Raw genomic sequence first — 24,372 nt, forward strand, 5'->3', positions numbered from 1 at the left:
ATGAGGCACTGTTGAGCAGATTGCCCCAGGTCGGCACCGGCGGCTGGATGCCGAAGCCTAAGAACGACAGCGCCGATTCGAGCATGATGGCGCTGCCGACGGCGAGGGTTGCGGCGACGGTGATCGGCCCGATGGCGTTGGGCAGGATATGCCGGAACATCAGCCTTGCCCCGCCTGCCCCCAGCGCCCGCGCCGCCTCGACGAATTCGCGCTCGCGTAGCGCCAAAAACTGGCTGCGCACCAATCGCGCCGTCCCCATCCAGATCAGCATGCCCACGATTGCCACCAGCAGCGGCGGGCTCGGCCGGAACAGCCCCGACAGCAGCAGCACCAGCGGCAACGTCGGGATCGACAGCATCACATCGGTAAACCGCATCAGGATTGCGTCGGTCCAGCCGCGATAAAACCCCGACAGCGCCCCCACCAGCGTGCCCGCAATGGTGGCGATGATCGCCCCGGCCAGGCCCACTGCCAGCGACACCCGCCCGCCATAGATCAGCCGCGTCGCGACATCGCGACCCAACTCGTCCGTGCCCAGCCAGTGCTGCGCATTCATCGGCCCCGGCGAGCCGATCAGCGTGAAATCCTGCCCGTCGAAGGTATAGGGCGAGAGGAACGGCCCGACGATAATGATCACCGCCAGCAGCAACAAGAACGCCAGCCCGGCCACCGCAGGCCGATGCTTGAGGAAGCGCTTGACCACCCGCCGCCCATAGCTCTGCGGCGGCTGTATCGTGGCAAGGGGAATAACGGTCTCAGCCATAACGGATCCTCGGATCGAGCGCCGCATAGGCGAGGTCGGCAATGATATTGGCCATGATGATGCCCAGCGAACCCATCATCATCAGCCCCATCAGCATGGGATAATCGCGCCCGTCCATGCTCTCCATGAACAGCCGGCCGATACCCGGCCAGGCGAACACCGTCTCGGTGATCACCGCGCCCGAGATCACCGTGGCGAAATCCACCGCGATCACCGTCACCGCGGGGATCATCGCATTGCGCAGCGCATGCAAAAACACCACGCCCCGCTCGGAGCGCCCCTTGGCATAGGCCGTGCGGATATAGTCCTGGTTGAGCACGTCGATCATGCCCGAGCGGATGAACCGGCTCCAGCTCGCCACCGTCGCCAGTGACAGCACTGCGGCCGGCATGACGATATGGCTCAGCCGATCCATGAAGTCGCCGCCGCCGATGGATTTGTAGCCCGCCGAAGGCAGCCAGCCGAGCTGGACGGAAAACAGCAATTGCAGCAGCAGCGCCAGCCAGAACACCGGAATGGAAATACCGGCAAACGAAGCCAGCGTCAGCGAGCTATCCAGCTTGGAGCCGCGCCGCGACGCGCTGATGATCCCCAACGGAATAGCGATCACCAGCGACAGCAGCAGCGCCAGCCCGCCCAGTTCCAGCGTCGGCCCCAGCCGCAGCACGATCTCGGTCAAAACCGGCCGGCCGGTGCGGATGGAATAACCCCAGTCGCCGACCACCATGGATTTGAGCCACAGCACATATTGCACCGGCACCGGCTGATCGAGCCCATAGGCCGCCGCGATCTGGTCGAGCGCTTCCTTCGAAACCGCCGGGTTTTCCGTATACATGTCCAGCGGCCCGCCGGGCGCCAGGTGGATGATGGAAAACAGGATCACCGAAATGCCGAGCAGTAGCGGCACTGCACTGAACAGGCGGCGCAGAACGTAACCGAGACTCATGCCGCCTCCAGGTTGGAATTAAAAACGCCTCCGGCCAGGCAGGGCCGGAGGCGACTGCCAAGGTGGCAGATTACGCCATGTACCATTCGGCCGTATGCACGAAATTGGTCATGTTGGTGGGGTTCGGCACGAAGTTCTTCAGCTTGTCGGTCACCGCGATCAGCGACACATTGGTCGTGAGCGAGATAGTCGGCAGGTCGTCGGCCAGAATCTTCTGGAATTCGGCAGCGCCTTCCTTGCGGATTGCCGGGTCCAGCGTGTTCTCGAACTTCTGGAACGCCGCATCGAGCGCCGGGTTGGAGTACGACTGGCCGTTGTTGGCGCCGCCCGTGCCCCAGAACACCGAGTAAACCGGGTCAGCCGAGGTGATCCAGCGACCATAGATCAGGTCATAGCCGCCCTTATAGCGAGCTTCGCGATAAGCCACGCCAGTCTGGTTATTGGCGGTCGCCTCGATGCCGATGGCCTTGAGCTGGGCGATGATCACCTGCTGGGCCAGTTCGTCGTCTGCACGGCCCGACTGGACCATGAAGGCATAGGACAGGCGCTCGCCGTCCTTGGCGCGCACGCCATCGCCGCCCATGGCGTAACCGGCATCGTCGAGGATCTTGTTGGCCGCTGCAGGATCGTAGGCGATGACCGGGGTATTGGGATCGTAGAAGTCGAACACCGGCACCACCGGCGAGCTGATCGGCTGCGGAAAGCCGCCCTGTGCCTTGCTCAGGATGGCACGATCGATGCCCGCAGCGATCGCCTGGCGCACCTTGATGTCGGCCAGCGAGGGCTTCTTGAAGTTGAAATCGAGGTGCTGCCACGACAGCAGCGGCCCCTTGACGATGGTGATGCCCGCAATCCCCTGCACCTGGCTGGCCTGGCTATAAGGCGTCGAGACAACCATCGTCACTTCGCCCGACTTGAGCTGCGTCAACAGGGTGTTGGTGTCGGGGATCATCTTGAAGATGATCTTGTCGAGGTATGGCAGCGCATCGCCATTCTCGGCCTTGGCCCAATAGCCATCGAAGCGCTCGACCACCACATACTGGCCACGGGCGAATTCGGCGACCTTGAACGGGCCGGTGCCGATCGGGGTCTCGTTATAGCTCGATGTGTTGAGGTCGGTGCCTTCCAGAACATGCTTGGGCAGGATGCCGAAGGTGAACAGGGTCGAGGCAAACGTCGGCAGGATGGTGTTGTAGTTGACGATAACCGTCAGGTCGTCCGGCGTATCGATGCTCTCGACTTCGGCCGTACCGTCCTTGGATTCGGCGATGAACTTCTCGTCCTTGACCGCTTCCCAGGTGTATTTCACGTCGGCCGAGGTGAAGGCCTCGCCGTCATGCCACTTCACGTCCGGGCGCAGCTTGTAGCTGACCTTCATGGTCTTGCCGTCTTCGGACACCACGATGCCGCCATTCTCGATGGTGGGCACTTCGGTGGCCAAAACCGGCACATATTTGGCATCGGCGCCGGGCGCCAGCAGCCCCTCGACCACAGCCGCCTGGGCATCACCCAAAAAGCCGGTGGAATAGACGTTCATGGTGTCGATTTCGTAGGTCAGGCCGACCGTCAGCGTGCCGCCCTTGGCCTGGGCCCAGGCCGGGAGCGCCCGCATCGTCGTCAAAGCTGCGGTGCCGGCAAGCATGCCCTGAAGCGCTGCGCGGCGGGTCAGTTTAAATGTCATGATCTCGTCCTTCTGCCTGTTGCCCTTGCGGGAGTTGCCTCGCCGGCTATTGCCGGTCTTGGTTCGATCCCCCCTCGACAGCAAAACCATCACCCGGCGAATGGGCAATTCGTCGCCTTGCTCGAAGGATACGATACTCATCGCCCTCCCTCGTTTTTGGGCGATAAATATCGGTTTGATGACAGCCAGCATGGTGCTACCTCCCGCACCCAGCAATCCCCTAAAAAATCCGCTTTGCCTGCATTTCAACTCATGCATGCGCCATGGCACCACACTGCCCAAAAAATACCCCGCACTGCTCGTATATTGAGCAAATGCGGGGCTGTCAGGGTGAGCATCAAGGCATCGGCCGACCGACCGAGGAAAGCTCTATCTATTCCGTCAGGTTAAGCTCGCCCGCGCGGATGCAGGCGACCGCATGCTGGCTGCCGACCGGATCGAGCGGCGGCACCACCGCCGCACAAGCCTCGATGGCGAACGGACACCGCGTGCGAAACACGCAGCCCGATGGCGGATTGATCGGGCTCGGCAAATCGCCCTTGAGCGTAATCCGTTGTCGCCGTGCGCGCGGGTCCGGCACCGGCGCCGCATCGAGCAGCGCGCGGGTATAGGGATGGCGCGGATTGGCATAGAGATCGGCGGCCGTCGCCGTCTCCATGATCTTGCCGAGATACATCACCACGACCCGGTCGCACAAAAACTCGATCACCGACAGGTCGTGCCCGATGAACAGGATCGATAGCCCCAGCTCCTGCCGCAAGTCCTGCAGCAGGTTGATGATCTGCGCCTGGATCGACACGTCGAGCGCCGACACCGGCTCATCGGCGACGATAAACTGCGGATTGACCGCCAGCGCCCGCGCAATACCGATGCGCTGCCGCTGCCCGCCGGAAAATTCGTGTGGGAACCGCGCCGATGCCGTCCGCGGCAGCCCGACCTTTTCGAGGATATCCCCCACCCGCTCCGCACGATCCTTGCGCGTGCCGATATGGTGCAACAGCAGCGCCTCGCCGATGGTCTGGCCCACGCTCATGCGTGGGTTCAAACTGGCATAAGGGTCCTGGAAAATGATCTGCATCTGGCTGCGCAGCGCCTTGAGCTGGGGCGCCGCCATGCCGACGACCTCCCGCCCATCGAACTGCACCGAGCCCTCGGTCGGCTCGATCAGCCGCAATACCGAGCGCCCCAGCGTCGTCTTGCCCGACCCGGACTCCCCGACCAGCCCCAGCACCTCGCCGCGCGCCACCTCGAACGACACGCCATCGACGGCCTTGACCGTCACGCCCGGCTTGAACAGCGTCTTGCCGACCGGAAAATGCACCTTGAGATCGGTGACCTTGAGGAGCGCCTCAACCATCGAGTTCACTCCAGCGAATGCAACGCGCGCCGTGGCCATTGCCGATATCGAACATGGGGGGCACAGAGGCGCGGCACGCATCGATCGCCCAGGCGCAGCGCGGATTGAAGTCGCACCCGGCCGGCGGATTGCGCGGATCGACCACGCTGCCCGGAATGGCCTTGAGCCGCGCCACGGTTCCTGCGGCCCTCGCCGCCCGGTCCACCGTCGGCATGCTGGCCAACAGGCCGCGCGTATAAGGATGGCTCGGCCGATCGAACAGGTCCTCGACCGTCGCCCGCTCCACAATGCGCCCGCCATACATCACCGCCACCGTATCGGCGATCTCGGCGACCACACCCAGATTGTGCGTGATGAACAAAATCCCCATGCCGATTTCGCGCTGCAGCCGCCGCATCAATTCGAGAATTTGCAATTGCACCGTCACGTCGAGCGCCGTCGTCGGCTCGTCGGCAATCAGCAGCGCCGGATTGCACGCCAAAGCCATGGCGATCATCACGCGCTGGCGCATGCCGCCGCTCATCTGGTGCGGATAGATATCGGCGCGTCGCGCCGGCTCGGGAATTTCCACCAGCGCCAGCATTTCGATGGCGCGTTTCCACGCCTGTGCCCGCGTCAGCCCCTGATGCAGCAGCGCCACCTCGGCGATCTGGTGCCCCACCTTCTGGGTCGGGTTGAGGCTGGTCATCGGCTCCTGGAAGATCATGGCGATCTCGTTGCCGCGCACCTTGCGCATCGCGGCCTCGGGCTCCTGCGCCAGATCGCGCACCTGCCCGTCACGCCCGCGAAACAGCACCTGCCCGCTGGCAATGCCGCCAATGGCGGGCGGGATCAACCGCATCACCGACAGGCTGGTGACCGATTTGCCCGAACCGCTCTCGCCGACTACGGCGACGGTCTGGCCGGCCTCGACCGTCAGGTCGACGCCCTTGACCGCGCGGACAATGCCGCTTTCGGTGCGGAACTCGGTGACCAGATCGCGAATTTCGAGCAGGGGCGGCGCCAATGCTGCCATCAGGTCAATTGCCCCGCGCGTTCCATCTCCTGGCCGATCCAGGCCAGCGGCACGTGCCCATAGCTCAGCAGCGCATCGTGGAAACTCAGCGTGTCGCCTTTCCAGCGCTGGCGCAACGCCTTGATGCCCTCGACCCCAATCCAGTACATCAGCCGCGAGCCCGGCAGCATGGAATTGCGCACCACCTCGCCCTCGACCCGGCTCGGCGCAAAACCAGCCTCGCGATAAAACGCCATCGCTTCGTCAAGACTCCAGTCGCCGATATGCAGCTTGATATCGACCAGCACGCTGGCAGCATTGCGCCGCTCATACTGCTTGAGCAGCAGGATTTCGGCGGGGGTATAAAATCCCGGCGCTTCCATCAACAGGTCTTCGACATAGCAGGCCCAGCCCTCGATCAGCGTGCCGGCGCCCAAAAACGCCAACCCCAAGGCACAATCCGTGCCCGCGATCCGCGCCAACCGCGAGGCGGCCACCCGCGCCCGCGCGTTCTGCGTGTGATGACCAACGCCACCGTGATGCACCGAATGGATGGTCTTGACCGTCGCGGTATTGTTGCCGCGCAGAAACGCCTCTTCATCCTCGCCCGGCGGGGTCACCCAATAGACGCTCCCTGCCCCGGCATTGAGCGCCGGTGGCGAGCGATAGAACAGGAAATACAGCGGCTGGCTGATCTTGCGGAAGCACGGCGCCGTCCAGCGATAATCGAGGTCATATTCCTGCGCCGGCGTTACCAGCTCATGGCCCGCCGCAATCGCCGTGACATCCCACAACATGTAGCTGTCATGCACCGCCTCGGCGTCGGCCGGATGGATATCGGCCAGACCCGCGATGATGTCCTGCCAGCTTTTCGACGGGTCGATTGCCTTGGCCATCTCGACCAGTTCATCGCCCATCCGGTCATAGGCCGCCTGCGCAAGGTCGATCGCCTCGCGCGGGCTCATCGTCAATCCATGAGTTTGACTCATGATGAGCGATAAATGCGCCTCGCCGCAGGCCGGATTTTTGTCGGTCAAGAAATCCAGCATGCTGGCAAATTTGTCGAAGGCATCGGCCGCGCGGCGCGCCGGCTCGGCCCACTCATCGGCGAACTCTTCGTGCAGCTTGATATCGCTGCGCAGGAACCCGGCCATCGCCACCGATTCACGCTGCGCTCGCAGGCACCAACCCTTTGGAACAGCCACGCCATCCAGCCGTTCGGCCGCGTCGGTCAGGAACTGTTGGATCGCGTTCAGCCGCGCGATCAGGCCCTGATGGCGGATCGGCGCCGATTGCGGCAGCAGCAGCGAAATGATCGAGAATGCCGCCTCGCCCGAATACCATGCGGGGTTGTGCAGACGTGGCCGCGATGTCGCCGCCGCCTGCTGAACGGCCAGTTCGGCCAGCATCATGCGGCGATCCAAACGGTCGCCAAGGCCCTGCGGGGCCTCGGTCTTTTCCAGCTTGGCCTGCAGGGCCGCAATGCCTTCCAGCTCGCGCGAAAGAGTCTGCGGGCCGACCAGCGGCAGCACGTCGTCATAATCCTTGGAGCCCATGAACGTCGCATCCACCGGATGAAACGCCCAATAATGGCTCAGGAATTCGTCGACGATAGCGGGATCATAGGAAACGCTCATGCGCTCTTGCCCGGCAGGTCGACCCAGCGGCGCTCGAAATTGGCCGTGATGATCGCATCGACGATCTCCTGGCTCTTGGCGCCATCGTAGAACGTGCATTCCTGCGGCCGGTCTTCGAGGATTTCGTCGACGAAGTGCCTGACAAGATTGCGATAATACAATTCCGGCCATGGCGTGTTGAGCGTCGTTCCCGGCGGCAGCGCATCGGCGCCGACGTCATAGGGAATGAACTCGACGGCTTCCGCCTTGGCGATCTTGAGGGTTTCGGCGGTGCCGAATTCCGAGATCAAGCGGGCAACAGCCGCGCCCTTGGAGCCGTAAACGCGCAGTTCGACGCCGGGATAATTGCCGACTGCCACATAGGAAGTCTGCAGCAAGCCCTGGGCACCATTGGCATATTCCACCAGTGCGACCGCGCCGTCTTCGATCTTGATCTTCTGCAGCCCGACTTCGCCGCGCACGATGCGTTCCGGAATGAAGTTCTTCATGGTCGAGGCGACCGAGCCGAACTCGCCGCCGAGCCAGCGCATCAGGTCGATAAGGTGGCTGCCATAACCGACGATGGATGCCGGGATCAGCTTGTCGCGGTCGGCGCCGGGTGTCACCTGACGCAGCGGCTCCTGCGGGTCAAGCCATTGGGAATTCTGCTCAAAACCATGGATGTGGAAGATTTCGCCCAGCGTGCCGTCGTCGATCCACTTCTTGATCTGGCGGATTGCCGGCGAGTAGCGGAAGGTGAAGCCCAGCTTGGTGCGCACGCCTTTGGCATCGGCCCGCGCCGCTGCTTCAAAGGCCGGCGCCGCCAGCGTATGCAGCGGCTTTTCACTCAGCACGTGCTTGCCGGCGTCGATCGCCAGCAGGCTCAGCGGCAGGTGGGTGTGGGTGGGTGTGCAGACGTCGACCATCTGCACGTCAGGGTCGGCGATCAGCTTTTCAGGATCGCTATAGACCTTCTTGGCCCCGTATTTTTCTCCCATCGCCTTGGCGCGGGCGGGATCGATATCGCAGACCGCGATCAGTTCGACCCGCTCATGCGCCTTGTAGCCGGGCAGATGCGCCTTATCGGCCCAGGTATGCGCACCAATGAGGCCGACGCCGAGTTTACTGGTCATGGCAGGGTCTTTCCGATGGAGGCCGCATAGGCTTCGAGTTCGTCGAAGTTGTGAAAACCAAGGTCGCGCTTGCCGTCCTCGATCTCGTAGATCATCGAGGTCAGCTTCTCGTTGAGCCGCGTGTCAGCCCCGGCTTTCTTGCCGTATTCGATCAACTTGCCGGCAAAGGCGCGTGTCTCGGACGGGCGCTTGCGATAGACGATGTCCCACCAAATGCCAGAACCCTTCTTCTTGAAGTTGTGGGTCGGCTTGTTGTCCTGGTCCTTCTTGAGCAACCAGATGGCGTGGTCGATATTGGCCAGCAGCTTCTTGGTGTCCTCGGCGGTCTTGACCCGGTAATTGGCCGGATCAAAGAAGTCGAAGGCCTGGATGTCGATGCCATTGGCATCGGCGATTTCCAGCGCTTCCTTGACCACGGCGCCGGCGGTGCGGGCATATTTCTCGACGCCCAGCGTGTCGCGGATCTTGGCGTCGGCCAAAGCCGAGAACACGACCTGCGCCGAATAGACTTCCTTGGCCCAGATCTGGCCCCAGATACGGTCCGAGTACTGCACTTCCGTGAGCGCCGACAGCGCGTCGCCGAGTTCCTTGAGGCGCGGCGTCATCTCGCCGCTGAGTTCGCCGAGCTGGATCGGGCCTTCATGCACGAATTCGATATAGCCGGGATCGACCAGAGCGCCGCCATAATTGGGGATCGAGCCCATGATGATCTTGTCGCCGGGCAGGCCTGCCTCGTTCAGCGCCGCCACCATATCGGGCTCGTTGAAGCCATTCTGGTAGGACACGACTAGGCTATCAGCCGTCAGCAGCGGAATAATCTGCTTGAGCGCCTCGATAGTGTGCTGCGATTTGGTGGCGATCAGCACGGTGCCGAGATCGCCCGAAAGCTGGTCTGGGGTCAGCGCCTTGACCTTCACATTCAGGTCGCCGCGCACGCCATCAATGGTCATGCCCTTTTCATTGAGCGCGGCCACGTGTTCGACCCAGCGGTCGACCAGCGTCACGTCGTGGCCAGCCCTGGTCATATAGGCGCCGGCGAGGCCGCCAATGGCGCCCGAACCGATAATGGTGAACTTCATGCCTGGACCTTCTCGATGACGGTTTGCGGAAACATTTCAAGGCTTTGCGGGCTATTGGCGTTGGAATAGAGCGCGTCGAGGAAGACTGGCCACTGCTCCTTGCTGACGCGCTCGCGGACGCGGCGGACACTCTCATTACCGGCCCAATAGGACGAGATGAACGGACCGCGGAACGGGTGTGCGGCCATGCGCAGGCGACCCTGCACCCAGGCTTCCTGGCCCATCGCGACGGTGCGCAGATACTCGGCAACCTCTTCGCGCGGCATGCCCTCGACCATCAGCATCCAGGCGGCACTGGTCTGGGCGGCGGAGCGCACGCGGCGCAGTTCGACATGGATTTCGTCGTCGTCGTCCTGGATGAAATCGATCAGGTGCGCGCCCTGGTCGCCAATGCCTTCCTGCACGCAGCCGGTGATCGCATCGGTGGTGATCAGCAGCGCATCAGCCGGCGCCCTGCCCTCGTCGAACGCCTTCTTGGTCGACAGCAATTGCGTGGAGTGCCCCGGATAAACTTCGTGACACACCAGATGCTTGAGCGCTGCACGGGTAAAATTCAGATCGAAGTTGAGGTCCATCTTGCCCTCATCGAACGAGCAGCGCGCGGTGTAGAACATGCCGCGCACCGGGTTCAGCACCATGTCGTAATCGCCGGTATCGAAGATCAGCTTGTCGGTGCGCGCCTTGGCATCGGCCATCAGTTCGCGGAACACGGTCTCGATCTGCTCGGTCGGCACGGCGCGGGCTTCTTCCCAGGCCTGCACCCGCTCACCGAGCGAACCATTCACGAAGCCGGCCTTGCGCAGCAGCACATCGACCTTGCCGCGGGCATCCTCGATCAGCGCCGCATCCTCGCGGCCCGCCGGAGCGCCGACGAGATCGGTCACCTTCTCCTCGAACGAGGGGCTGGCACCCGACAGCATTTTAACCGTGACCCGCAGTGATTTGATCATACCCTGCAGGAAGACTTGGCGCGGACCGGAACCCAAGCCCGCCGCTGCCGTGTCGAGCGCGGCGATGTCAGCGCGAATAGCATCCCGGTCGGCGTAGGATTTCGCCTCAAGAAGGCCGTTGCCCAGATAGATCGGCACCAGCCCGTCCCCACCCAGCAGACTGCCCTCGGCCGGCTGGCTGCGCGCGAACGCGTCGATCCCCATGGTGACAGCGGTCAGTTCCTGCCCGATCTCAAACGAATTCATCGTGGTCTCGATCCTCGTTGCACAGCCTAAGCAAAGGGCAGAAAAAGCCGCTGCCCAGTAAAACGGCCCTGACAAAAAGCTATCCTCTTGGCGCGGGCTCGCAAGGCGCATAAAGATTGCTCTTCCATGACTTGAAAGAATGATCGCCATGCGCGGACGCCTCCTCCCCTCGCTCAATGCCATCCGCACCTTCGAGGCTGTCGCGCGTTACAACAGCTTCACCCGCGCGGCCGAGGAGCTGAACGTGACCCAGAGCGCCGCCAGCCGGCTGGTGCGTAGTCTGGAGGAATACCTGCAGGTTCCGCTCTTCACCCGGCAGAGCCGCCGCATCGAGCTCACCGACCAGGGCCGGTTCTACAACGAGCTGGTGCGCGACTCGCTCGACCTGATCGAGGCCGGCACAGTTGAGCTGATCTCATCCAAGGAGGGCAAAGGCACGCTCTCCATCGGCATGCTGCCCACGTTCGGCACGCGCTGGCTGGTGCCCCGCCTGCCATCCTTCCAGGAGGCGCATCCCGAAATTTCGCTCAACATCATTTCCAGCGATGGCGCGCTCGACTTCACCAAGGAGCGCATCGACGTCGCCATCCGCTTCGGTCACGGCGAATGGAAAGACGCGATCGTCGATCCGCTCATGGGCGAGGAAATCCAGGTCGTCTGCAGCCCCAAGCTCATGCAGGGCGACCACCCGATCATCAGCTACGATTCGCTGCGTTATCATCGCCTGATCCGCCACTCGACACGGCCCAACAGCTGGGATCACTGGTTCCGCTCCGTTGGCGCCCATCGGGAAGACCAGCAATGGGGCCCCACCCTCGAACACTTCTTCATGGTGATCCAGGCCGCTGTAGCTGGTCTTGGAGTAGCGCTGTTGCCGACCTTCCTGATCGAGGACGATATCCGCAACGGCACCTTGGTGACCCCGTTCACTGACCGCATTGCCGGCCCGGGTGCCTATTATCTAATCACCTCCGCCGCCAAAAGCGAGCTGCCGCGCGTCAAACTGTTTCGGAGATGGCTGCTGGACCAGCTTGCCTGATTGCGCCAAGCTTAAGAGAAACTATCTTCTTGTTCCTCAAGAAGATAAATTAGCAGCGTGATCGACCCAGCCCGGACAGTCCATGGACACCCGATTTCTTGAAAGCTTCGTCGCCGTGGTCGAGTTCGGCTCGATGGCCGAGGCCGGGCGCCGGCTCAACCTGACTGCGGCCGGCGTGGCGCAACGGCTGCGCGTGCTCGAAGAGGATTTCGGCATCGCCCTCGTCACACGGGTCGGACGCAGGGTTCATCCGACCGAGGCGGGCGTCGCGGTCTTTGCCAAGGCTCGCGCACTGCTGCAAGGCATTCGTGAACTGCGCCAGGTCGCGTTGGCCGACACAGAGTCCGGTGAATTGCGGCTCGGCGCCGTTTCCACCGCGATGACCGGCATCCTGCCAAGGGCCATGCGCGGGCTGCACGCCACGCACCCAAACTTCAACATTTTCGTTGCGCCGGGGACATCGATGGACCTCTACGAGCGCGTCGTCGATGGCGATCTCGACGCCGCCATCATCGTGGCGCCGCCGTTTCGCATGCCCAAAACCTGCGACTGGCGCGCCATCCGCACCGAGCCGCTGCTGCTGATCCGACCCGAGTCACTCGTCCTCGATGACCCGCGCGAATTGCTCTCGACGCAACCCTTCATCCGCTACGATCGCAATCACTGGGGCGGGCGTTTGGCGGAAAACTACTTGCGGTATCTCGACATCGTGCCCGAGGACCGCTTCGAACTCGATGCGCTGGAGGCTATCGCCGTGATGGTGGACAGCGGGCTTGGTGTCTCGCTTGTACCCGATTGGGCCCCGCCATGGCCCGAAGGCATTCGGCTCACCAAGACTATCATTCCCAATCCAGAATTCGCTCGCCACATCGGCCTCGTATGGCTGCGCGCCAGCAATAGCCTGCGCACGATCGAGGCATTCCTGGACGAGGTAGCCTCGACCAGCCTGTCCGACTGATCGTCTAATCGCGCTCGATGGCGCAGACCAGGTCGAGCTCGACCATCCCCGAACTCGGCAGAGACGCGACCCCGATGGCCGTGCGCGCATGAGCCCCCGCGTCCTCGCCCAAGACCGCCACGAGCACCCGGGACGCGCCGTCGATGACGGCACTGTGCTGGGTAAAATCCGGTTCGCTCATGACGTAGCCAGTCAGCTTGAGAACGCGAACACGCTCACCGAGCCCTAGAGCGGCGTCCAGCACACTCAACGCCCGCAGGGCGGCCGTGCGCGCCGCCAACTGGCCTCGCTCCAGGTCGCTGGCCAATGCCGGCCCGGCAATGGTCTCCTCGCCCAGGCGCGACACCTGCCCGCTCAAATAGAGCATATCGCCATGACGGATCGCAGGCCGGTAAAGGCCTCGCGGCGCGATGGGCTGCAGCGTCAGCCCCTGCTTGGCGCAGGCTTCGGCAATATAGCCCATGGTGTCTTCCTTCAGGCGTAACGGGACGAAATGATCCGCTCGAGCGCGCGAATGCCCTGGGCCTCGCCGCCGAAGGGGCCGTGCGCACGCGGCTCGGGATTCCAGGCCATGATGTCGAAATGAGCCCAGGCTGTGGTCTGTTCGACGAAGCGGCGCAGGAACAGAGCGGCGGTGATAGAGCCGGCAAAACCGTCGGTCGTGACATTGTTGATGTCGGCGATTTTCGAATTCAGCTTGGCGTCATAGGGACTCCACAGCGGCATGCGCCATAGCGGATCTTCAACCGCGACCGAAGCGGCGGCAATCTGGCCGGCCAGCGCGTCGTCGTCGGTGTAGAACGGCGGCAAGTCAGGGCCGAGAGCGACGCGCGCAGCGCCGGTCAACGTGGCCATGTCGATCAGCAAGTCCGGCTTCTCGTCATCCGCCAGCGCCAGCGCATCGGCCAGCACCAACCGGCCTTCAGCATCGGTATTGCCGATCTCGACGGTGGTGCCCTTGCGACTGGTCAGGATATCGCCCGGCCGGAATGCGTTGGCGGAAATGGAATTCTCGACTGCCGGAATAAGCACGCGCAACCGCACGTTGAGCCGCGCCGCCATGATCATCGAGGCAAGGCCCAGCACATTGGCAGCCCCGCCCATGTCCTTCTTCATCAACAACATGCCGCTCGGCGGCTTGATATCCAGGCCGCCGGTATCGAAACAAACGCCTTTGCCCACCAGCGTGACCTTCGGCGCGCTCTCCGGTCCCCAAGTCATGTCGATCAAGCGCGGCGCATCTGCCGAGGCACGACCGACCGCATGGATCATCGGGAAATTCTTGGCCAGCAGGTCATCGCCGGTGATGACGGTGACGGCGGCCCCATGCACTGAAGCGAGGTCACGGACCGCCTTTTCCAGCTCGTTGGGACCCATGTCGTTCGTCGGCGTGTTGACCAGGTCGCGCGCCAGGAACACACCATCGGCAATCCGCCGCGCTTTCGCCGTATCGGCACCGGGCACGCTGAGTCGCAACGCGCGTCCCACCTTTTTGCCATAGCGCGTAAAGGCGTAACCTCCCAGAACCAGGCCAAGCGCGGCCTGGTCGGCGTCGCCCGGCTCGCTCGCAAGATGCCAGTCACCCTCAGGCAGCAGCTTGGCCAGCGAACCAGCCGCGAGGCCAACCTTGCGCTCTCCCGTTCCGAGCACTGCCGCGACGATGGCGCCATTAGCGCCCGGCACCATCAGGCTGGAGCCCGCAGCGCCGGTGAAATCGTTGGCTTCCATCCAGTTGAGCACGGATTGATCGAGCCCCGACGCCGCCTGCTGGTTATGCGCGACGAGATAGACCGGGCGGGAAGTGGTTGTCGGTTGATCGAGCAGTTCGACAGGCATTGGAGACCTCGGAAATGGGCCGGATAAGCGAGCGGTAGTTCTGGACGCGGAAGTGAATACGAGCCGGTGCCGGCGTCAATAGCCACGCGTTTTGTCGAATTGATTGCGCAGCTTTTCACCCCGGGTGAAGCGACCGAGATTGTCGATGAAGATATCGACGATCCGGCTGTTCTCGGCCGCGACCGTGCTCGCCGAATGCGGCGAAATCAGCACGTTGGGCAGGTCCCACATTGGATTGTCCTTGGGCAAGGGCTCGACCTCGAACACGTCGAGCGCAGCCCCCTTGATACGGCCCGATTGCAGGCCTTCGAGCATGGCAGCCTCGTTGATGACGCCGCCGCGCGAAATGTTGACGATCACGGCGCCCGGCTTGAGCGCCTCCACCTGCGGCCGGTCGATCAGCAACCGCGTTTCATCGGTCAGCGGACAGGCCAGCACCAGTGCATCCACTTGCGGCAACACATCGAGCAGTTGACGCTGGTCGACCAAGCGGCTGACGCCCTCAGGAAGCTCACCGCCCTGAGTGCGACGCGCACCCCACACTTCGACACCGAAGCGAGCGCAATCGCGCGCCACTTCACGCCCCAGCGAGCCGAGACCCACGATCAGCACGCGCGCACCGTCGAGGCCCGGCGTCGTATAGCGCTCCCAATGATGGGCCTGCTTCATCTGGTTGAGATATTGCACGTCGCGGAAGAAGTAGAGCAGGCCCAGCATGGTGAACTCGGCCAGCGGGCGTGCATGCACACCAGATGCCGTGGTGAAAATGATTTCGCTGTCTTCCAGCTTCGTGCGCTTGAGAAATTCGCCGATGCCGGAACTCGTCGCCTGCACCCAGCGCAGCTTGGGCGCATTGGCGGGCATGTTGACGGGATCGAGCCGATCGATGTCGAACAAGATATCGGCGCGCTGCAGGCAAGCGGCCCAGCGAGCCTGCTCGTCTGCCGTCAGGGTTCGGGGCGCGCCATTGTGGTCGGCGACATAGCGTGGCTTGGCCAGCAGGTCTTCCTCATGCACCACCTCGAACCGCTCCGGGTCGAACGCCCGGATGCGATCGACAAACTCGGTCTCGAGGGGGGAGGCGATAACAATAGTCAACTTGTCGGCGGTAGGAGCGCTCATCTCGGTCTCTTCTTGCTTGCGGGGTCAGCGACGCCGGGCATCAATACAAAAGCTGCTTGTCGAAAATGTTGGTCATCTGGCTCTGCTCGCCGCGCAGGTAGAGCGCGATGTTCTTGCAGAAGATGTCGGTGATCTTGGCGTTTTCGGTGGTCACGGTGCTGGCCGAGTGCGGATTGATCATGACGTTGGGCATGTCCCAGAGCGGGCTGGAATTGGGCAGCGGCTCGATCTGGGCCACATCAATGGCGGCAAAGCCCATTTTGCCGTTGCGCAGCGCTTCGATCATCGCCACTTCGTCGATCGTGCTGCCACGGCCAGTATTGATGAAGGCCACGCCCGGCCGCATCAGCGAAATCGCGGTGCGGTCCAGCATGTTTTCGGTCTCGTGGGTGTGGGGAACCGTACAGACGATAGCATCGGCCTGCGGCAACAGCCGGTGCAGTTCAGACACGCCATGGATTTCGTCGAAAACACCGGCATGTTCGCGCGGCTTTTCCGGGCTGCGGGTGACTGCGATGATTTTCATGCCGAGCGCCCTACCAACGACCGCTACGCCGCGAGCGAGGTCGCCGGCGCCGATGGTCAACAATGTGCGGCCGGCAACTTCCTCATCACAATAGCGCTCCCAGCGATGCGCCTTCTGCTCGGCTTCGAGGAAGCGGAACTTCTTGAAATACATCAGCAGAGCCATGAAGCTCCATTCGGCTAATGGGCCCGAATGGACACCACGCGCCGTAGTCAGCAGCAGGTCGGAACTATCCATGCCCGAGCGCTTGACGAATTCGCCGATCCCACTGGAGGTGAACTGGATCCACTTGGCGCTCTTGAGATGCACCAGATCGCCCGGCATCTCCTTGGGAATCGGGCAATCGAGCAGGATTTCCGCCTTTTCGAGGTTTGCCCGCCAGCGCGCGGTCTGCGCCTCGCTGCGCTTGAAGGTCTGCACGCCCTTGTGGTCGCAGGCATAGCGCAATGGCGGATAGAGGTCGGTCTCGTAGGACACCTCGACACGGTCCGGCGCCACGGCGCGAATGCGCTCCACGAGCTCGGCCTCGAGCGGCGAGCAGATCATCAGTTGTATCTTGTCCACGAACAGGACTCCGGCATCGACATGTGAAGGGTTTGGGACCGGCGGCGAATGAGCCGCCCTGGGAGGGTTGGAGCGGCCGAGGGCGGGCCGCTCCAATTAGTGCAAGGCTAGCGACTTATTCAGTCACGCCCTTGAGCACGAGGTTCAGATAGAACCGGCCATCGGGACGCGGCTGGTAATCGAGGCGCTTGGACACGCCGTACAGCGTCGGCTCGGTGAACAGCCAGACGACGGGCGCCTGCTCCGCGACATAAGCCTGGGCCTCGTTGCACATGGCCGGCCATTTAGCCTGGTCGAACTCTTCGCTAAACGCCTTGAACATGGCTTCGAACTTATCGTCAGACCAGCTCATGCGGTTGGAGCCAGAATCCTTCTGCACCAGCAGCAGATCGCCCTGGCAGGTGTAGTCGGGGCCCGACGAGCTGTTCATCAGGTCGCGGAAACCCTCGCCCTGCTTGGCCCGCATCTGCGAGCTGACTTCGGCACTGATGGTGCGAAGGTCCTTGATCTCGATACCGACTTCTTTCCAGTAGTCGACCATCACCTGGGCGACTTCCGCGTCCGACAGGTAGGAGCCCTTGGTGGTATCGAAATCGAAGGACAGGCGGACGCCGTCCTTTTCGCGGATGCCGTCGGAACCCGGTACCCAGCCGGCCGCATCGAGCAGGGACTTGGCCTTTTCCGGATCATAGGGATAGGGCTGCAGGTTGGGGTCGTTATTGGGCGAGTTGACCAAGTCGATGGCGCACTTGGCCATGCCGCTGAACAGCGCTTCATTGATTTCGTCGCAGTTGACGGCATAGTTCATCGCCTGGCGGACGGCGACATCGGCCAGCGCCGGATTGCGACCCTGCTTGATGTTGATGAACAGGCGGCGATAGCTCGGCGCGACGATCACGTTGACGCCCGAACTCTCAAGGTCGGCCTTCAAATCCGCCGGGACGCCAACCATCAGATCGGCGGTACCGGCCTTGAGTTCGTTGATCCGGGTGGCGACTTCGGGCACGGCGCGGACGATCACGTCATCGACCGGCGGCTTGCCCAGGCGGTACTTGTCGAAGGCCTTCAGCACGGTGCCTTCGCCGGGCTTGTAGGAGACGAACTTGTACCCGCCGGCGCCCACGGGAGCGAACGCCACTTCTTCGGGCGTGTGCTCGCCGTAATATTTCGGCGGCAGGATGGACAGTTCAGGATTGACCATGTGCGAAGTGATGATGGGATCGGGGAACTTCATCACCAGCTTGACCGTCAGGTCGTCGACCTTCTCGGCGTGGTCGTAGCGCAGAGCGCCGAGGGCAAAGTTCAGGTCGCCCTGCCCGGCCGCGAACAGCTTCGTGGCGCGATCAAAGGTGAAGACCACGGCATCGGCATTGATCGGCTCGTCATTGTGGAACACCAGACCGGGACGGATCTTGATTTCCCAGTTGAGCGGATCAAGCTGCTTGATCGATTCAGCCACGGCCGGCACCACCTTGCCGTCATTGTCGAGACGGAACAGCGTCTCGTGGATGGACAGCATGATGTTGACGTTGGACGATGCGAACATCGGATCGAACCCGTCGGGCTCAACCTTGTCCAGCACCACCACAGGCCTGGGCGCAGCCATGGCCGGGGCTACCGCAAGGGCACCCAGGGCCAGGCCGATGGCCAGAACCGAAACTCGGACTACACGTGTCAGTTTCATTTCAACTTACCTCCAGATGTTACAGTCGTCGTCGCCGTTCCGAAGCACTTCCCACTTTGCCTACAGAATGTTTTTCAGCCTCGGGTCGAGGTAGTCCCGCAACCAGTCCCCGAGGATGTTGATCGCCAGCACGGTAAGCGAAATCGCTACGCCGGCCGGAATGGTCAGCCAGTCGGCGACCCCGATATATTCTCGACCATCGGCCAGCATGGTGCCCCAGCTCGGAACGCTGGGCGGCACCCCAACGCCGAGAAAGCTAAGCGAGGCCTCCGACACGATATTGCTGGCAATGGTGAAGCTGCCGATGACGATCACCGGGCTCCAGATATTGGGCAGGATCTGCTGGAACAGGATGCGCCATTGGCGCTCCCCCGCAGCACGCGCCGCCAGCACGAACTCGTCGTTCTTGATCGACATCACCTGGCTGCGCACGATGCGCCCATAGGGCACCCAACCCGTCAGCCCCAGCACCAGGATCAGCTTGTCGAGCCCGCTGCCCAGCACGGCCATGATGGTAAGGGCCAAAAGGATGGTCGGAAACGACAGTTGCACATCGCAGATGCGCATGAAGACGTCGTCGACCTTGCCGCCGAAATAGCCCGACAGAAGCCCGATCAGCACGCCGATCACCCCGGAAATCGCCACGGCGGAAACGCCCACCGTCAACGACACGCGTGCGCCATAGATGATGCGGCTGAAGATATCGCGCCCGAGCGAGTCCGTGCCGAGCAGATAAATCCCCGAGCTATTGGAGAACATCGGCGGCTTGAGCCGCTGGATCAGCTTGTTGGCAAACGGATCGTGCGGCGACAGCCATGGCGCGGCGATGGCCGCCACCACCACGATCAGAAGGATGATCACGCTGATCGTTGCTGCCTTGCTCTTGAGCAGACGCGACAGCAACTGCCGACGCTTGGTGCGCAGCGTCGCGGGTACCGCCGGCAAGGCGGCCACGTCCTTGGGCTCGGTGTCCAGCAAGCTCATGAGCCAAACCCTATGCGCGGATCGATCCAGGAATAGGCGAGGTCAATGATCAGGTTCACCACCGCAAAGATCAGCGCCAGCGTGATAACGCCCGCCTGGACCACATAGAAATCCTTGGAGCCAATGGCCTGGACGATCTCGCGGCCAACGCCGGGCCAACCGAAAATTGTCTCGATGATCACCGAGCCCCCAAGCAGGAACCCCGCCTCCAGCCCGATTGCAGTGACGATCGGCAGCAGCGAATTGCGCAGCACATGCGAAGTCACCACGCGATATTCCGAAATGCCCTTGGCTCGTGCCGTGCGTACAAAGTCCTTTTGCATGAAATCCAGCATCGACGAACGCGTCAGCCGCATATTGCGGGCGATCGGAAAGGCGGCCAGCGCGATGGCCGGCATCACCAGATGCTGCCAGGTGCCACTGCCCGAGATCGGCAGCCATTTGAGCTTCACCCCGAACAACAGCATCAACAGGATGCTTAGCCAGAAACTGGGAATGGACTGCCCCAACAGCGCCACGAAGGTACTAATTCGGTCGATCGGCTTGTGTGGGTTGATCGCCGACAACACCCCGAGCGGGATCGAAATCAGCAATGACAAAACAAACGCGATGGACGCCAACTGGATAGTCGCCGGCATTTTTTCGATGATCACCTGAAACGCCGGCTGGTGCCGCGTGAACGAATAGCCGAAGTCGCCGCGCACCGCATTGCCGACAAAGCTGGCATATTGAATGTACCAGGGCCGATCGAAGCCCATCTTCACACGGAATTCCTCGATCTGCTGCACCGTCATATGGTCGGCGCCGTCGCCCAGAATGATCTCGGTCGGATCGCCCGTCATGAACAGCATGAAGAATGCCACGATGCTGACGCCGAAGACGACGACCACGGACTGCAGCACGCGACGGATGACGTAGCTCATGGCCGCCCCACGCTGTCATCGGCCAGTCGCAAAGATCTGGTTTGGTGGTTCATGCGAAATGACATGCGGCCCAATGCCTCGTAGCGACTTCGCGGAATTCGGGTTCGACGGCGCGGCACAGGTCCGTGGCCATCGGGCAGCGCGTACTGAATCGGCAGCCCTTGGGCGGATTGGCCGGGCTAGGCAGATCACCCTCCAGCAGCATGCGCTGGCGTTGCCGCTCCAGCGGCGGATCGGGGATCGGAATGGCCGACAGCAGCGCCCGCGTGTAGGGGTGGCGCGGCTCCTCGTAGAGCGCGTCGCTCGAGGCCAGCTCCATCATCTTGCCCAGATACATCACGCCGACACGCGTCGAGATGTAGCGCACCATGCTCAGGTCATGGGCGATGAACAGGTAGGTCAGCCCCAGCTCGTCGCGCAATTGCTCGAGCAGGTTGATGATCTGCGCCTGGATCGACACATCGAGTGCCGAGATCGCCTCGTCGCAGACGATGAAGTCGGGCGACGTCGCCAGGGCGCGCGCAATGCCGATGCGCTGGCGCTGACCGCCAGAAAATTCATGCGGAAACCGGTCGCGGTAGGACACATTGAGCCCCACCTGCTGCATCAGCTCGGTGACGCGATCCTTTTCTTCCGGGGCACTCTTGACCAGTCCATGCACGCGCAGCGGCCGCCCGATAATCTCGCCCACCCGCATCTGCGGATTGAGCGAGGCATAGGGATCCTGGAAAATCATCTGCATGTGCCGCCGCGTGCGGCGCAGGCCCTCTGGGCTCTCCTTGGCCAGATCGGTCCCTTTGAAGGACACTTCGCCGCCGGTCGGACGATAAAGGTGCAGGATCGCGCGGCCGGCAGTCGTCTTGCCGCAACCGCTTTCGCCCACTAGGCCCAGGGTTTCCCCCTTCATGATATCGAAGCTGATCCCGTCGACCGCCTTGACGGCGCCGACTGTGCGGTTGAACAACCCCGCGCGGATGGGGAAGTGCATTTTGAGGTCTTTGACCTGAACCAGCACCTCCTCGCTCATGCGCGGCCCCCGGTCAGCCGGTCATGCCAGCACGCCACGCCATGGCTAGGGGTCACTTCGAGCAGAGCGGGGTTCTGCGCGCGGCAAATGTCGGTGGCGAAGGCACAGCGCGGCGCGAACGGACACCCGCGCAACTCGCCCAGCAGGTTGGGTGGCAGGCCCCCGATAGCCTGGAGCTTGGTTTTGACCTTGGCGTCGAGCCGCGGCAGCGAATTGAGCAATCCGATCGTGTACGGATGGGCGGGCCGCGCATAAAGCTCGTCGACCGGCGCTGATTCTACGATGTGACCGGCGTACATGACAGCCACCCTGTCGGCCAGCCGCGCCACCACGCCCAGATCGTGCGAAATCCAGATCACCGCCGTGCCCAGTTCGGACTGCAGCTTTTTCACGAGCTCGACGATCTGCGCCTGGATGGTCACGTCCAGCGCCGTCGTTGGCTCATCGGCGATGATCAACTGCGGCGAGCAGGACAGCGCCATGGCGATCATGACGCGCTGGCGCATGCCGCCCGAAAACTGATGCGGATAATCGTCGACGCGCTTGGCCGGGGTCGGAATGCCCACCCGCGACAGCATCTCGATTGCCTTGTCGCGCGCCTGTCGACGCGTCAGCGCTTCATGCGCCATGATATTTTCGGTGATCTGCGCGCCGACCCGCATTACCGGATTAAGCGAAGTCATCGGGTCCTGGAAAATGACCGAAATGGCGCCGCCGCGGATATCCCGCAGCGCATTGTCGTCCAGCTTGAGCAGGTCCGTGCCCTTGAACGAAATGCTGCCACCGACGATCTTGCCCGGCGGCGACTGGATCAGCCGCAGGATCGACAGCACGCCCACGGTCTTGCCGCTGCCGCTCTCTCCAACGATGGCGAGGCATTCGCCCTTGCGAACCGAATAGGAAATGCCGTTGAGCGCATTGACGACGCCATCGACGGTATAGAACTTGGTGGTGAGGTCACGCACCTCCAGCAGCGCCGGCTCCGGTTGGAGCCCTCCCTCCAATGGCGCGAAGTTGGAAACTGAGGTTTCCATCGCTTCCATGCTCGCTGGAGGGACTGCCTGGATCATGCCCGGTCCAGCCCGCCTTTTCGTGCGGCCAGGTCTCCGAGGACGCTGACCATGCGCCTGAGCGCTTCGGCCCAGGTTTTTTCATCGCGCGCATAGCACACGCGGAAATGACCCGACGCACTCGGCCCAAACTGGTAGCCCGGGCTGATGAGTACCCCTGCCCGCTCCAACAAGGCCGCAGCAACCTCGGAGTCCGGCAAGCCCAGTGCCGACACATCGGCCCAGAGATATGCCGTGCCCTGCTGCGGATGCAGCTTCAGCCAATTCAGCGACGTGAGTGCCGTGGCGGTCATTTCCCGCAGGGCCTTGAACTCATCGATCCGGCCGACCAGCCATTCGGCATCGTCGGCCAGCCACCCACTCAGCACATGCTGCGCATAAGCAGGCGCGCGCAGGGCGGTGATGGACATGATGTTTTCCACGCCACGGATCAACGCTTCGTTGCCCACCAGCACGCCAAGGCGATAGCCGCTCAACGACTCGGTCTTGCTGGGCCCGAGCAGCGTCGCCGTCTGCTCCATCATCCCGGCCTCGGCCGCCAGATGCACAAATTCGGTGCCGTCATAGGTCAGCCGCGCATAAAGCTCGTCCACCACCACCGACACGCCATACTGGCGCACCAGCGCCGCGATCGACTGGATGGTCTGGCGCGAATAGACCGCACCGGTCGGGTTGTTGGGGTGCGAGAAAATGAAATGGCGCGCCTTGCGGTCGGCAAACTCCGCCTCAAGCACCTGCAGGTCGGGGGCATAATGCCCGTCCGCATCGAGGACCAGCGGCACATAGCCGATGTCGGCGCCCAGAAAGCGCAAGATGCGCGCGGTGAACAGGTAATCGGGGTCCATGACCACGACCCGATCACCTTTGTTGATGCGGGCCGACAGCGCGCCGAACAAAGCCGCCTGCGTGCCGGGCGTGAGGATCAGGTTCTTGCGCGGATCGACCGGAATGCCCAGCAGCGTGCTGACATTGCGGGCCACCTCGTCAAGCACTTCGGGATTGCCGCGATAGCCCGTATAGGCCAGCGAGCCATCCTCGGCCGCCTGGCTAAAGCGCTCCACAGCCCAATCCGGCGGCGGAAACCGCACGGTGTCGAAATGGGTCGTATCGATGAAATCCTTAGGCGCCTTGCTCAGCAGGTCGATATCGGCCTGTCGCACGTTCGGGGAGGCAATCGCCGACCGCTCCGGCAATTTCAGAGCACTGACTCTTTCCGCCTCATGTTCTTTGAAGGACGGCGCGAGTTCCAGGCCCATGACATTTTTCCTTAAGCTGCAATCTCCACCAGCTTAGGCCCGGGCGAACCGAATAAAACCCGCTTTCATATTTTCTCAAACACAACAAAATGTTTGCTTATGGTCCCCTTCGGACGGGCCAGAACGCCGAAGCATAAAGTGCTCCAAAGCCCCTTACGTCAGCTTCGCCCGGATGCGGCGGGAAACGGCGTCGATCACCGAGACTGTGCAGAGTATCAAAACGATGATGAATGCGGCTTCCTGCCAGTTGTTGATGCGCATGCGGTCAGAGAGTTGCAGACCGATCCCACCGGCCCCCACGATGCCCAGGATGGTGGCGGACCGCACATTGGATTCGAAAAAATAGAGCACGTGACTCGTCATCACCGGAAAGACCTGTGGCAAGACGCCCAGGCGCATGACATGCAGCCTGCCACCGCCTGAGGCCCGGACACCGTCAGCGGGTTTTTTGTCGACATTCTCGATCGCTTCGGCAAAGAGCTTTCCCAGCACCATGACGTCCCCGACCGCGATGGCCAGAACGCCGGCGAAGGGGCCCAGGCCGACGGCCGAAACGAAAATCAGCGCCCAGACCAAACCGTCAATGCCCCGAAAGGCATCGAAGAACCGCCGCAGGCT

General features: G+C 62.5%; 22 protein-coding genes. 2 read left to right on the forward strand and 20 right to left on the reverse strand.

Annotation, left to right across the window (positions count from 1 at the left end; genetic code table 11):
* From JWP26_RS20850 to JWP26_RS20890, 9 genes are all read right to left on the reverse strand, one after another.
* Positions 1 to 763 (reverse strand): ABC transporter permease (locus tag JWP26_RS20850; protein WP_299732473.1); only part of this gene is annotated, 763 nt, incomplete at its 3' end.
* A complete protein-coding gene (locus JWP26_RS20855) occupies positions 756 to 1,709 on the reverse strand; it encodes an ABC transporter permease (RefSeq protein WP_299732476.1) in 954 nt (317 codons plus the stop codon). The genes JWP26_RS20855 and JWP26_RS20850, both read right to left, overlap by 8 nt.
* Positions 1,710 to 1,779: 70 nt before the next feature.
* Complete coding sequence (locus tag JWP26_RS20860) at positions 1,780 to 3,531, reverse strand: peptide ABC transporter substrate-binding protein (protein WP_299732479.1); 1,752 nt, start codon at positions 3,529 to 3,531, stop codon at positions 1,780 to 1,782.
* A 232-nt stretch (positions 3,532 to 3,763) separates the two neighbouring features.
* Positions 3,764 to 4,747 (reverse strand): ABC transporter ATP-binding protein, encoded by a 984-nt coding sequence (locus JWP26_RS20865; protein WP_299732482.1) that lies wholly within the window; start codon positions 4,745 to 4,747, stop codon positions 3,764 to 3,766.
* Positions 4,740 to 5,762, reverse strand: coding sequence for an ABC transporter ATP-binding protein (locus JWP26_RS20870; protein WP_299732485.1), 1,023 nt, complete (start codon positions 5,760 to 5,762; stop codon positions 4,740 to 4,742). The genes JWP26_RS20865 and JWP26_RS20870 overlap by 8 nt, the downstream gene beginning before the upstream one ends.
* Positions 5,762 to 7,378, reverse strand: coding sequence for a DUF885 family protein (locus JWP26_RS20875; RefSeq protein WP_299732487.1), 1,617 nt, complete (start codon positions 7,376 to 7,378; stop codon positions 5,762 to 5,764). The genes JWP26_RS20870 and JWP26_RS20875 overlap by 1 nt, the downstream gene beginning before the upstream one ends.
* Positions 7,375 to 8,490 carry a Gfo/Idh/MocA family oxidoreductase gene (locus JWP26_RS20880; protein WP_299732490.1) on the reverse strand — a complete coding sequence of 372 codons (1,116 nt, stop codon included), beginning with the start codon at positions 8,488 to 8,490 and terminating at the stop codon, positions 7,375 to 7,377. Before JWP26_RS20880 ends, JWP26_RS20875 begins: the two co-directional genes overlap by 4 nt.
* Positions 8,487 to 9,569 carry a ketopantoate reductase family protein gene (locus JWP26_RS20885; RefSeq protein WP_299732492.1) on the reverse strand — a complete coding sequence of 361 codons (1,083 nt, stop codon included), beginning with the start codon at positions 9,567 to 9,569 and terminating at the stop codon, positions 8,487 to 8,489. Before JWP26_RS20885 ends, JWP26_RS20880 begins: the two co-directional genes overlap by 4 nt.
* On the reverse strand, positions 9,566 to 10,765 hold the full coding sequence (locus tag JWP26_RS20890) for a hypothetical protein (protein WP_299732494.1): 1,200 nt from the start codon (positions 10,763 to 10,765) through the stop codon (positions 9,566 to 9,568). Before JWP26_RS20890 ends, JWP26_RS20885 begins: the two co-directional genes overlap by 4 nt.
* Positions 10,766 to 10,913: 148 nt before the next feature.
* On the opposite strand from JWP26_RS20890, the gene gcvA reads away from it, so the two are divergent.
* Together gcvA and JWP26_RS20900 are read left to right on the forward strand one after the other, a co-directional pair.
* The gene (gene gcvA / locus JWP26_RS20895; RefSeq protein WP_299732497.1) at positions 10,914 to 11,804 is read left to right on the forward strand and encodes a transcriptional regulator GcvA; all 891 of its coding nucleotides are present in this window, start codon (positions 10,914 to 10,916) and stop codon (positions 11,802 to 11,804) included.
* 82 nt (positions 11,805 to 11,886) lie between these two features.
* Positions 11,887 to 12,762: a LysR family transcriptional regulator gene (locus JWP26_RS20900; RefSeq protein WP_299732500.1), complete on the forward strand. Its 876-nt coding sequence runs from the start codon at positions 11,887 to 11,889 to the stop codon at positions 12,760 to 12,762.
* 4 nt (positions 12,763 to 12,766) lie between these two features.
* Here the strand turns inward: JWP26_RS20900 and JWP26_RS20905 are convergent, their stop codons facing one another.
* The 11 genes from JWP26_RS20905 to JWP26_RS20955 form a co-directional block, all read right to left on the reverse strand.
* On the reverse strand, positions 12,767 to 13,225 hold the full coding sequence (locus JWP26_RS20905; protein WP_299732503.1) for a RidA family protein: 459 nt from the start codon (positions 13,223 to 13,225) through the stop codon (positions 12,767 to 12,769).
* Between the two features lie 11 nt (positions 13,226 to 13,236).
* Positions 13,237 to 14,598: a M17 family metallopeptidase gene (locus JWP26_RS20910; protein ID WP_299732506.1), complete on the reverse strand. Its 1,362-nt coding sequence runs from the start codon at positions 14,596 to 14,598 to the stop codon at positions 13,237 to 13,239.
* A 75-nt stretch (positions 14,599 to 14,673) separates the two neighbouring features.
* A complete protein-coding gene (locus tag JWP26_RS20915; protein WP_299732509.1) occupies positions 14,674 to 15,720 on the reverse strand; it encodes a D-2-hydroxyacid dehydrogenase in 1,047 nt (348 codons plus the stop codon).
* Positions 15,721 to 15,760: 40 nt separating this feature from the next.
* A complete protein-coding gene (locus JWP26_RS20920; protein WP_299732512.1) occupies positions 15,761 to 16,810 on the reverse strand; it encodes a D-2-hydroxyacid dehydrogenase in 1,050 nt (349 codons plus the stop codon).
* Positions 16,811 to 16,925: 115 nt separating this feature from the next.
* Positions 16,926 to 18,494: an ABC transporter substrate-binding protein gene (locus tag JWP26_RS20925; protein ID WP_299732515.1), complete on the reverse strand. Its 1,569-nt coding sequence runs from the start codon at positions 18,492 to 18,494 to the stop codon at positions 16,926 to 16,928.
* A gap of 60 nt (positions 18,495 to 18,554) precedes the next feature.
* On the reverse strand, positions 18,555 to 19,478 hold the full coding sequence (locus JWP26_RS20930; protein ID WP_299732518.1) for an ABC transporter permease: 924 nt from the start codon (positions 19,476 to 19,478) through the stop codon (positions 18,555 to 18,557).
* Positions 19,475 to 20,401 carry an ABC transporter permease gene (locus tag JWP26_RS20935; RefSeq protein WP_299732521.1) on the reverse strand — a complete coding sequence of 309 codons (927 nt, stop codon included), beginning with the start codon at positions 20,399 to 20,401 and terminating at the stop codon, positions 19,475 to 19,477. Before JWP26_RS20935 ends, JWP26_RS20930 begins: the two co-directional genes overlap by 4 nt.
* Positions 20,402 to 20,450: 49 nt before the next feature.
* On the reverse strand, positions 20,451 to 21,428 hold the full coding sequence (locus tag JWP26_RS20940) for an ABC transporter ATP-binding protein (RefSeq protein ID WP_299732524.1): 978 nt from the start codon (positions 21,426 to 21,428) through the stop codon (positions 20,451 to 20,453).
* Positions 21,425 to 22,498 (reverse strand): ABC transporter ATP-binding protein, encoded by a 1,074-nt coding sequence (locus JWP26_RS20945; protein ID WP_299732527.1) that lies wholly within the window; start codon positions 22,496 to 22,498, stop codon positions 21,425 to 21,427. Before JWP26_RS20945 ends, JWP26_RS20940 begins: the two co-directional genes overlap by 4 nt.
* Positions 22,495 to 23,754: an aminotransferase class I/II-fold pyridoxal phosphate-dependent enzyme gene (locus tag JWP26_RS20950; RefSeq protein ID WP_299732530.1), complete on the reverse strand. Its 1,260-nt coding sequence runs from the start codon at positions 23,752 to 23,754 to the stop codon at positions 22,495 to 22,497. Before JWP26_RS20950 ends, JWP26_RS20945 begins: the two co-directional genes overlap by 4 nt.
* Before the next feature lie 153 nt (positions 23,755 to 23,907).
* Positions 23,908 to 24,372, reverse strand: a 465-nt coding sequence (locus tag JWP26_RS20955) for a phosphate/phosphonate ABC transporter permease (RefSeq protein ID WP_299732534.1), incomplete at its 5' end; no start/stop codon positions are given.

The sequence above is a fragment of the Devosia sp. genome, assembly GCF_028290435.1.
In the GTDB taxonomy this organism is placed as follows: domain Bacteria; phylum Pseudomonadota; class Alphaproteobacteria; order Rhizobiales; family Devosiaceae; genus Devosia.